Below are 11,503 nucleotides of genomic sequence, written 5' to 3'. Positions count from 1 at the left end.
AAAAAGTGCGATCAGAAAGCGGAGTTTACAGTTGAAAAGAAAAACAGTTGCCGGGATGGATTGCAGGGCAGCTCCTGTTTTTCCAGCTGTAAGCTACACTTTCAGTAACTTTTTTCATCAGCGCTTGATTTTTTGGCTACTTTTTGATCAAGCAAAAAGTAGCTTTAAAAAATTCATTTTTTAACAGTGTTATGAACAGATACCCAGTACAAACTAATTAGCACTATCGAGATTAGACCTGCCTATAGTAGCCAGCAGGTTCCTTGCTTCAAGGACACTATTAGCAGATACAACAATGGTCAGCATCAGATTTTCTCTTATCTTTTTTAATTGACAACAAGCTGGATGTTGCTGCATATAGTGCATAATATGGGCCCAAGTGTTACCATGTCTTTTTTGAAAATCAGCTCCTAGGTAGCAATGTAAACGCTGACTTTTAAATGAAATTTTTTCAAAACCAATGCGTTCCCCTTCCCATCTTAGTTCTACGGTTTCCAATAGAGTTTTGGTAGCAGTAGGCAATGGGCCAAATCTATCGATTAATTCATCTTTAAAGTGTGCTAACTGGGTGCTATTTTTAAGTTCATTTAGCCTAGTGTAAAGGGTCATTCGTTGCGTAGTACTTTGTACATATTCAGGCGGTAAAAGGGCTTGGCAATCTGTTTCAATGGAGCAATCGTTGTATAACCCCCTAGCATCACTTGAAAAGAGCGTTTTAAAATCTTCTTGCTTAACTTCTTCTACAGCCTCTTCCAATATTTTACAATAGGTATCAAAGCCAATATCTGCTATAAATCCACTTTGCGCTGCACCAAGCAGATCACCTGCACCACGTATGTCTAGATCACGCATAGCGAGTTTAAAGCCATCGCCTAGTTCTGCACATTCTTCTAATGCAGCCAATCTTAGTTTGGCTTCTGAAGTAAGGGTTACCTCTTCTGGTATCAATAGGTGACAAAAAGCTTGCACATTAGAACGTCCGACCCTTCCACGCATTTGATGTAAGTCAGAAAGACCTAAAATATGGCTGTCATTGATAATAATGGTATTGACATTAGGCATGTCTATTCCAGACTCTATAATGCTAGTTGCCACCAATATATCATAGCTACCTACTATAAACTGTAATATTTTTTCTTCTAGCATAGAGCCAGCCATTTGGCCATGGGCCACACAGATGCGTACAGTAGGCAGCAAATCTGATAAACTTTGAGCCATAGCGTTAATATTACTTACCCTATTATGTACAAAAAAGACTTGCCCTCCACGGGCGACCTCTTCTTCTATCGCTTTTTTAATGATTTTAAAATCAAAGTAATGCAATTTTGTTTGGACAGGTAATCTATTGGTAGGAGGTGTATTGAGAATACTCAAATCTCTAGCACCCATAAGAGAAAAATGGAGCGTACGTGGAATAGGGGTAGCCGTTAACGTCAATGTATCTACATTCAAACGTATCTTTTTTAACTTTTCTTTGGCATTTACACCAAATTTCTGTTCTTCATCAATAATCAACAAGCCTAAGTCTTTGAATTGTACATCATTGGTGAGTAGTTTGTGCGTACCAATAAGAATATCCACTTTTCCAGAAGCAGTATCTAAGAGGGTTTTTTGTATTTCTTGTTTGGTTTTAAATCGGTTGATGTAACTGACGTGAATCGGTAGAGCGGACAATCTATTGATAAAAGAGTTGTAGTGTTGTAAGGCTAAAATAGTAGTAGGGACCAGAACAGCTACTTGTTTACCATGTTCTGCAGCTTTAAAAGCGGCACGAATCGCTATCTCTGTTTTACCAAACCCCACATCACCACAAATCAACCGATCCATGGGAATAGGGCGTTCCATGTCTGCTTTAACAGCAGCAATGGCCAGTGCTTGGTCTGGTGTTTCCTCATAACAAAAGGAAGAGGCTAATGCTGCATCTAGTGACGTATCTGCCCCAAAAGCAAAACCTACCGATTTTTTACGTTCTGCATAAAGTGTAATCAGTTCTTTGGCAATATCTTTGATCTGTTTTTTAACACTATTCTTTTTACGTTGCCAGACAGAACTACCCAATATATGCATAGTAGGGATTGTGCCATCCTTACTAGTATATTTGCTAATTTTGTATAGTTCATGCACATTCACATAAACCATGTCGTTGTTTTTATAGATCAATCGAATGGCTTCCTGCTGCTGTCCATTAATAGACAAGGAATGTAACCCTGAAAATCGGCCAATGCCATAGTCATTATGGACCACATAATCGCCAATTTCTAGCTTCCTGCATGCATCAGCTAATAAAGTTGCTGCTGTGGAATGCTGTTTAGGTGAGTGATACCTATAGTATCTATTAAAAATTTGGTGATCTGTATAACATACTATTTTGGCTGTATGGTCTATATAACCTTCTCGTAAACTCAGTAATAATGGTGTAAAAGCTGCTTTGGGTGTTTTATCTTCTAAAATAGTATGCAACCGTGCCAATTGGCCTGCAGAAGTAGCCGTAATATATACCTGATAGTTTTGCTCGACTTTTTTACAAAGATCATCAGCTAGAAGGTCAAAATTTTGTTTAAAAAAGGGTTGCTTTTCAGTATGGTAATTTATTACCAAGTCATTAGACCGATTACGAGACACCACTTCCAATGGCCATGTAGCTGTGGAACTTTGTCTATCTTCTGCCCCAAATATAATTTGATGAAAAGGCAGAATAGATGCCATAAAGCTTTCCATAGTTGACAGGGTATGGCCAGCAGATAGCTGGGTAGTTTGGCTGGATAATTGTTCTAAAAGCTTTGTTTTATTTTTTAGCCAAATACAACTTCCTGCTGGTAGACAAGCTGCAAAGGAGGTGTAGACCAATTGCTCTTCCGTTATCGTTTCTGGATTAGATAAAATGGTTGCCACACTTACCTTTTTAAAAGATTTCTGATCTTTAGTGTCAAAAATACGAATCGTAGCAACTTGATCACCCCATAGTTCTATTCGGTAGGGAGCCGATTGGTTGACGGGATAGATATCAATAATACCGCCACGTATCGCAAATTGACCTGTGCTATAAACAAAATCTACTTTCAAAAACCCTTTTTGCCTAAGGGTGCTTTCCAATGTTTGCATGCACAAGATTTGGTCTACCATTATCCTGTAACACATAGTGTTAACTAGAGATGGGTCTAAGATCTTTTCCAGTACAGCGGCTATATGGGTGACCACTAATGGGGCAGATCTACTTTCGCTTATAGCCTGTATGATAGCATATCGTTTATTTTGAATAATTTTATACTGATCATCCTTTTGTTCTAAACTGGGTAAAAGCAGAACAGAGTGGTCGGGCAATAGATGGGTTAAATCTCCATAGATGGCCGATGCTGCTTCTTTGTTTTCAACGACAACTAACTGTAATTGGGTAGTATTTTGTTGCAATGCTGCAATCAGTAGTGCATCTAAGCTGCCTTGAATCCCTTGTAGATGAAGAACCCTATCTCGCGGATCTTGTTTCAAGTAGTCTGTAAGCTTAGTGAGCACTGTTTGTGTTTGGTAAAGTGCTATAAAATCGTTGATTTGCAAAACTAGAATGATGAGAATAAAGATTAATCAACATAGAACACTGCCACCAATGCTTAGAAGTTGCCATAAATAGTTAAAAGGGCTATACGAGCAGTGGCTTGCTGAACTATAAATAATAAAATAAATGGACTGTAAACATTAGGCCTAATGCAAAGCTACAAATACTTTTTTAAAAGTACTGAGTTCAACCCAATGATACGAGGCAGTTTTTTCGCATATATTCAAGGCTATGGGAGTTCTAGGCAAAACGCCTCTTGTCAAATAGTTGCGATGAGCAACTATTGTATAAGGGGCATTAAATTAACATAAGCGACTTATACAAACAGTCTAATGAGCAACCCTCAAAAAGGATCCGATAGATGGTTGCAGTAATGGGTGCCTGTTTCCCACAAGATTGCATGGCTCGGTGAATGACTTTAACCGTTTGTACGCCTTCGGAAACCTCTTTTGCCTGACTTAATATAGCAGTTAGTTTTTCACCTCTTGCCAAACGGAAACCAATTGTATAGTTTCTACTGGCCTTACTACCACACGTGGCTATTAAATCTCCTAAACCAGCTGGCCCAAATAGAGCCGTTTTACCTATACCCATAGCAGCCATGATGTCACCCATTTCTGCAATAGACATAGTAAGGAAAAAGGCATAGGTATTAGATTGATACCCCATCCCCCCTATTATACCTGCACCAATGGCAAAAATATTTTTTAACACACTACACATTTCTACACTAAGTAGATCATGACTAGGATAGACACGAAACCAATCATTACTTAACAGTTGCTCCCCTAGCGCTAAAACCTCTGATGAAGCACTAGCCACCACTGTAACAGCTGGATATTTTTGCGCCAATTCACCAGACAAATTAGGCCCGGCCAAACAACCAACTTTTCGAACCGGTGTTTCTTGTACAATTACCTTACTCATAGTAAACAGATGGCCCCATGTAAGTGGGGCATGATCGGAAACATCTAATCCCTTGGTACCATGTATGCATATCTGGTCTGGTCTGAGATAGGAAGCAATTTGTTGCATCAACCCACGAAATTTAGCAGCAGGTACTACCGGAAAAATAACAGAAGCAGCAGACAAGGCTATTGTCAAATCATTGGTAACAACGATATTAGGTGCCAAAGATTGATCCGCAACGCTACGGCTGGTTTGAGATGCAACCGCACGTTCCGCTTTATGCGTATATAAGAACAGACGGCTTACATGAGGTGACAATAGATTGGCAACAGCCGTACCAAATTTACCAGCCCCTAAAACAGTTACCACTTTATTAGGCAAAAATTGCTTCGAGTCCATAACCAGTAAGCCTATTATGATAGTAGCATAATGTTAACAGATCTTGAATAAGTAGATCGCCACTTTTGGTTACGACTAATGGTGGTTGAGCATGATATATCCCCAATTTAGTCCATCCATCTTTAGCGATAACATCCAATTGACCACTCCGTACAATGGGGGTAAAATCTATTTTTTTTTCTGTATATAGCAACGCTAACGCTTTATAAACATGACCAAAGGCCACCATGAAATCGGCACAACAGATTATGATATGGTTTAGATCCATTGAAAATCCCTCTTTTTTTTGAGCCAATGCATAGGCTACAAAAGCCACCAAGTGGCTACTTAGTACCATATTAATGCGGTAGTAGCTTGCCACAATCTTATGACTAAGCATTTTAACAGACTGATCTGAACGCTTTCTAGTATCCATTTTTATAGGTAAATGGAGAAACTGCTCGTATAAATCTATTGCTTGACCTTGGTCATTATAACTACGTCCTGCTATATCGACGCTATTCCCCATTACATCTAAGGGAGGACCTATGTTAATAAATAATTCTGAACCCTTAAATAATATATTTTTGCTAAATACCAGGTTGGTACAACAACCATTTGGCTGGAAGTTACCAGAAACAATAGATCCCTTTTGCATCGATTCACGTATCAGATCATAGGCCTCTAAGACACAATGGTAGTTTAATACTATAGGAACAATAAACAACTTCTTACCATCTATTCCTTGATTTCGAAAGTTATTTTCCTGTGCCTCAAAAGGGGTACTCAATAAGCCTAATTTTAAATCGGACTCTATAGCACCTAAACGGCTGCGGGTTCCACCCGGATAAAATAAGGTATGACAGCCCCATTCCAGTATCAGACAGGCATAATCTTTCTGAGTTTGTAAGTAGGGTATGGTTTTTTTACGCCTATCTACTTTATAGGTACCTAATTTATTAAAAACATAATGAAACCCCCTATTGTTAAATAAATTCAATCCGGCCCCCCAAGTCAAAGGAGGCAATCCTAACTGTTTCATAGCCAACCCTATCACCATAGAATCCCAATTGCTGGTATGAGTAGGTACTAAAACAACAGTCCCTATTTTAGCCAACGCCCGCACTATATTGGTTTGACCCATCAAATGAAATTTTTCTTCTAATCTTTTACTGGGTAAGGTCCAACGGCCTGCTCCAAACCCAAAACAATGAGGTTTCAGGAGATGAATCAAGGTATGGTGTGTACATCTGGCTATACACTGATAATGGCCAACACTAAAGTAACTACAAATCTCCCTGACATAACGTTCTATAACATGCTTTAAAAGTGGCTTTGGATCCATTTTATTTTCAATAGAAGATGCCATAGTTGCCCAAAAGGAGCCATCATCTTTAGGGTCACAACGCCACGGATCTGATGCTATTCTAGCCAATTCTCTAGTAGTAGTTTGCGCCAATATTCGGTAAAGTGCTGCATCCATTGGATAACGTGCACACAAAGCTTGAAAACTTTTATTGACTACTTGCTTTAAAAAAACATGCTGGTTTTTATGGAGGATGGTAATCGGCCAATAACTGGCTTTGGGTTGAATAGGCATAAACTGATCGTGAGTAGACATATCGTACTTTTAGCGGAATAAACCGTAATTTACTTTACGGTCAAATAGGCTAGCTTAAAAGCTTATCTGATTGTTTGCTAATGCAAGATAATAAGATCAATATGAATATTTATTACTTTTCAGAAGAAATTAGTTTTAAACTAAAGGAAAAAAGAAAAATCTCTGCTTGGTTGCAAAGGGTTATTGCGCAAGAAGGATACACACTAGATCATCTGAACTTTATTTTTTGTACAGATAACTATTTACATGGCCAAAATATAACCTACTTGGGCCATGACACCTTAACAGATGTGATTACATTTAACTATGCCAAACATACGGAAACTATTTTAGGAGATGTTTACATAAGCATTGAGCGTGTCAGGGAAAATGCCCAAACATATAACCGAAAAATGGTGGAAGAACTCTATATGGTGATGGTGCATGGTCTATTGCACCTTTTATCTTATGATGACCAAAAACCAGAAGATCAATTAATTATGAGAGAAAAAGAACAATTTTATCTTGACCAGTTAAGACCAATTTTAGGATTGAAAACATAATTGCCTTTTTGCAAAAGGTCCAATCTAATGCGAGGGCTTGATTTTTTGCTTACTTTTTTATCAAGAAAAAAGTAAGATAAAAAAACCTTATAATCAAATAAAAATAATTAACAATCCCTTAAGTTGACGCCATTACGTGAACAGATACAATCTAAAAGTTGTATTGTATCGCCTGTCCATCAATATTAATTTTATTAAAAAATTATTCGTCTGTAGGCGCATTTTGGCATGCTATTTGTTGCGCTAGCATTTGAGCTATTGTATGAAAAGGAAACATTGTTTTAGAAGGTATAACACCTAGATCTCCCTGTTGGCAGATCATGGGCAACAATGGAATTTGTCCTAAAAAGGGTATAGATGCTTTTTCGGCTAGTAGCTTACCTCCATCTTTTCCAAAGATATAATGGGGTTGGGTTCCATCTTTTTTTTCTGTTAAGAAGTAGGACATATTTTCTATCAAGCCTAAGATAGGAACCTTAATTTGTTCTTTTTTAAACATAGCAATCGCCTTTTGTGCATCGATTAGTGCGATTTTTTGAGGTGTAGTCACCACTACAGCTCCCGTAATCGAAATAGTTTGTACCAAGGTAAGGTGAATATCACTGGTGCCAGGAGGCAGGTCAATCAATAAATAATCCAATGAACCCCAATCTGCATCTTGCAACAATTGCTTAAAAGCCGCACTGGCCATAGGCCCACGCCATACAATCGCTTCTTGCGTATTGGATAAAAATCCAATAGAAAGCAGCTTAACATTATTTTTTTTGATAGGAATAATATGGCGCTTTCCTGCCTGTTGTACTATAGTTGGTTTTATGGTTTGGCAACCCCACATAGTAGGAATAGATGGCCCAAATATATCAGCATCTAAAAGTCCTACATCTGCACCATGATTGGATAACGCTAGTGCCAAATGGGTAGCAATGGTGGATTTGCCAACACCACCTTTGCCAGAAGCAATAGCAACAATATTTTTCACGCCAGGTAGTATAGAAGATGCATGGCGTCCTGAAGTGACTTTGGAGATAAGGTTAATCACAATTTCAAAATCATTGGTTATCTCTTCACGAATCGCTTGTATACATGATTGTTTAATCACTTCTTGTAAGGGGCAAGCTGGGGTAGTCAGTACAATTGTAAAAGAAATCGTAGCATCATTTATATAAAGATTCTCAATCATACCCAATGAAACGAGGTCTTTTTTTAAATCAGGATCCTCTACCCTACCTAAAGCTTGTAAGATCCTTGCTTGTAACCGATTCATGATTGGAGAGTTTGCGTGATCATGCTAACTAGACTATAATTAATTATAATATTATGTATATGTTTAACTTATAATGGTAAATTTAAGCTGTAAGGAATTTTTATCTTACTTTTTTATCAAGAAAAAAGGGGGATAAAAATTACTAAGTACCAGTAGACTAAATAAAGACCATTATATTTAAAAATCAATAAAATATAGAGCTTAAGTTGACGCCATTGGCTGTTCACGAAATGGCCCAAAAAGTCATTTTTGCTTTTTAATGGGTGCGATAAGACTGAATGGATAAGTTTAACTGAATCTAACAAAAATAGACAAGGCAAACTAAAGAAAAATTTATGGATTTTTCATAAATTTGAAGCTCTTAGGAGCTGTTAAATAGATGAAAAATGGTATTCATTTACTACTATGGCAGAAGTAAGCCAAAAAATGCCCCTTGTAAAATAGTTGCGCCCAGAAAGTGACCCGTTACAACTAAAATAGAAAAACAGTTTTTACATATGTCGGGAACAGATACGAAAAATCTATGCTTAGATCTTGTATGCTAGGTAAGCTAAAATAAATTATAACTATTGTGTAATATAAATATTATAACTATAATAAATTGGTTATCTTGCGCGAGCCAAGTATCTTACTATAAGATTATTTATTTTTGTTTGATTTTATTTCTCTAATTCTTATGCTGATGCAATCAAAAAAAGTTAGGTTTTTAGTTTTTGTATCGCTATTTTTTTTTCAATCTCTTCCCAGTAGCTCTGCCTTAGGGGTAGATTTTATAGAAAAAGCTCATTTTAATAAAGATGGATCTGGACAATTTAGCATTCAAGTTGATTTAAAAAAGACAAGGAATTTAATTGCCTTTATTAAGTACTTACATAAATTACGTAAAGACTATAAGGATATAACACAAGCTATTGCGTGTCATGCCTTTAACAAGGCTAGCGAAAGGTTAGAACAAATATCCGATATCAGTCAAGTATGCGTCAAGCATAATAAAAAAATGCTTAAGGTTGAATTAAGCTTTAACTTTAACCATATTGAAGCCCTTAATGAGGCTATGAGCAAAATTATTCATAAAGGCTTAGATCCCCCTAAGATCACCTATTTTAGTCTTGATGACGAGCTCTTTGTCCGTGAAGATATAAATGGTATCACCAAAAAGTTGTTGTATTATCAAGATAATGATAACAGCTTGATTAAAAGCTTAAAGTTACTCTCCTTTTTTAAGGAAACTAGCTATAAGACTATTTATACTTTTCATAAAAAAATTAAAAACTGTAGTAATCCATTAAGCAAGTTCACGGAAAACACAATAAGGATTACCCACCATGTCTTTGCTCCTGATGAAATAGAACATTCCATAGGAAATCGTGTTTTTTTTGCAAAAGATTAGTTTATTAAAAAGTAAAGTGCCATTTTGATGAAAACCAAATACGTCTACCTAGCAGAAAGAATAGAGGCTTTAAAGCACTGCCTTTGACTATGCTGGTAAAAATAAAAAACTAACACTTTTAGAAACACAAGTTACAGACCCTTCTTTTTGGTCAAATCCAACGGAAGCACAACAAACCATCCAACAAATTAAAGGCTTAAAGGAAGCGATTAGTCAATTCAATACCATACAAGCTCAATGGGAAGAACTGCTTGTATTAGAAACCTTATTTGGAGAAGATAGTGTAGCCCAAGAAGAGCTTTCTCTGTTAGCATCAGCTCTTACGAGGTTGTTAGAGGAAGCTGAGTTAAAAAAAATGTTGGATGGGCAAGAAGATCATTTAAATGCCATCATAGATATAAAGCCAGGCGCGGGTGGCACAGAAAGCCAAGATTGGGCCTATATGTTGGTCCGTATGTATACTATGTGGGCAACTAAGCGGGGTTATATAGTTAAAACTGTTAACTACCAACCAGGAGATAGTGCTGGCGTAAAGGCTGTTACCCTAGAAGTGATAGGTTCTTATGCTTATGGATATATTAAAGCAGAAGTAGGTATTCATCGACTCGTACGCCTTTCTCCTTTTGATGCTGCAGGTAAACGACACACTTCCTTTGCCTCTATATATGCAGCCCCTCTTATTGATGATTCTATAAAAATTGAAATCAACCCTACCGACCTTATTTGGGATACGTTTCGCTCTGGTGGAGCAGGAGGGCAAAATGTCAATAAGGTAGAAACAGCTGTACGTGTTAAGCATATTCCCTCTGGGACCGTAGTAGAATGTCAACAAGAACGCTCTCAACTACAAAATAGGGATAAAGCTTTGCAGTTGCTTAAATCTAAGCTCTACCAACAAGAATTAGACAAGAGAAGGGAAAAACAGCAGCAAATAGAGCAAAATAAAAAAAAGATTGAATTTGGTTCCCAAATCAGGAGCTATGTATTGCACCCTTATAAAATTATTAAAGATAACCGAACAGGCTATGAACGAAAAGATGTAGAAAATGTTTTAGATGGAGATCTTGATGGGTTTATAAAAAGTTATTTATTACAATAGGATTCAATGGCGTCTTTGTATCTGTTCAAGCTAATGGCTGTCTTTTAATGATCTTTTGCTAGAGCGGAGTAGGAGGGATTCGAACCCCCGGTACCTTTTTCAGGGTACATCCGTTTTCGAGACGGATACCTTCAACCACTCAGACACTACTCCAACAGCTATTCAGGCCCTGACCCACGGAGGCAGATTATACCGTTTCCGTTCACCACTATGGCTTATGCTAGTAAAAAAACGCGCCCTTTGAAAAAAGTGCGATCAGAAAGCGGAGTTTACAGATGAAAAGAAAAACAGTTGCCGGGATGGATTGCAGAGAGGCTCCTGTTTTTCGAGCTGTAAACTAAGCTTTCAGTAACTTTTTTCATCAGCGCTTGATTTTTTGGCTACTTTTTGATCAAGCAAAAAGTAGCTTTAAAAAATTCATTTTTTACCAGTGTCATGAACAGATACGATTATACCTAAAAAAGAAATGGTATGCAAGCCAATTTCTTAGAAGTACTATGGCAGGACCACGCACAAAAAGAAAAAAGTGGGATCAAAAAGTCTTTTTTACTAGTCCCATGAACAGACAATGGCGTCAACTTAAGGAATTTTTAATTATTTTTATTTGATTATAAGGCTTTTTTATCTTAGTTTTTTCTTGATAAAAAAGTAAGCAAAAAATCAAGCCCTGGTAAAAAGTTGCGGAAAGCGCCCCTTACAGCTGGAAAAACAGAATCCACCCTGCGACATCCATTGAAGCTGTTTTTCTAT

Annotated in this window: 7 protein-coding genes and 1 tRNA gene; 3 read left to right on the top strand and 5 right to left on the bottom strand. The window is 37.3% G+C overall.

Annotated features, from left to right (window positions below; translation table 11 throughout):
• Positions 1-213 precede the first annotated feature (213 nt).
• From mfd to MUW74_RS00365, 3 genes are all read right to left on the bottom strand, one after another.
• Complete coding sequence (gene mfd, locus MUW74_RS00375; RefSeq protein ID WP_243516940.1) at positions 214-3,552, bottom strand: transcription-repair coupling factor; 3,339 nt, start codon at positions 3,550-3,552, stop codon at positions 214-216.
• A 295-nt stretch (positions 3,553-3,847) separates the two neighbouring features.
• On the bottom strand, positions 3,848-4,858 hold the full coding sequence (locus MUW74_RS00370) for an NAD(P)H-dependent glycerol-3-phosphate dehydrogenase (protein ID WP_243516938.1): 1,011 nt from the start codon (positions 4,856-4,858) through the stop codon (positions 3,848-3,850).
• Positions 4,833-6,458, bottom strand: a complete 1,626-nt coding sequence (locus tag MUW74_RS00365; RefSeq protein WP_243516935.1) for a 1-acyl-sn-glycerol-3-phosphate acyltransferase — start codon at positions 6,456-6,458, stop codon at positions 4,833-4,835. The genes MUW74_RS00370 and MUW74_RS00365 overlap by 26 nt, the downstream gene beginning before the upstream one ends.
• A gap of 80 nt (positions 6,459-6,538) precedes the next feature.
• Here MUW74_RS00365 and ybeY point away from each other — a divergent pair, with 80 nt between their 5' ends.
• Entirely contained in the window at positions 6,539-7,000 is a 462-nt protein-coding gene (ybeY, locus tag MUW74_RS00360) for an rRNA maturation RNase YbeY (RefSeq protein WP_243553005.1), read from the top strand.
• Between the two features lie 202 nt (positions 7,001-7,202).
• On the opposite strand, the gene MUW74_RS00355 is transcribed toward ybeY, so the two are convergent.
• Positions 7,203-8,264, bottom strand: coding sequence for an Mrp/NBP35 family ATP-binding protein (locus tag MUW74_RS00355; RefSeq protein ID WP_243516930.1), 1,062 nt, complete (start codon positions 8,262-8,264; stop codon positions 7,203-7,205).
• Between the two features lie 682 nt (positions 8,265-8,946).
• On the opposite strand from MUW74_RS00355, the gene MUW74_RS00350 reads away from it, so the two are divergent.
• On the top strand, positions 8,947-9,654 hold the full coding sequence (locus MUW74_RS00350; RefSeq protein ID WP_243516927.1) for a hypothetical protein: 708 nt from the start codon (positions 8,947-8,949) through the stop codon (positions 9,652-9,654).
• 27 nt (positions 9,655-9,681) lie between these two features.
• Positions 9,682-10,753 (top strand): peptide chain release factor 2 gene (gene prfB / locus MUW74_RS00345; RefSeq protein ID WP_243516923.1). Its coding sequence is split into 2 segments (ribosomal slippage): positions 9,682-9,738 and positions 9,740-10,753, totalling 1,071 coding nucleotides; the frame shifts between segments, so codons are not numbered across the junction.
• A gap of 64 nt (positions 10,754-10,817) precedes the next feature.
• Here the strand turns inward: prfB and MUW74_RS00340 are convergent.
• Positions 10,818-10,906, bottom strand: a tRNA-Ser gene (locus MUW74_RS00340).
• Positions 10,907-11,503: the final 597 nt, after the last annotated feature.

It is taken from the genome of Candidatus Cardinium sp. cBcalN2 (assembly GCF_022810445.1).
Lineage (GTDB): Bacteria > Bacteroidota > Bacteroidia > Cytophagales > Amoebophilaceae > Cardinium.
Note: the sequence above shows the minus strand (reverse complement) of the source record. Positions and strands in the feature narration are given on the sequence as shown.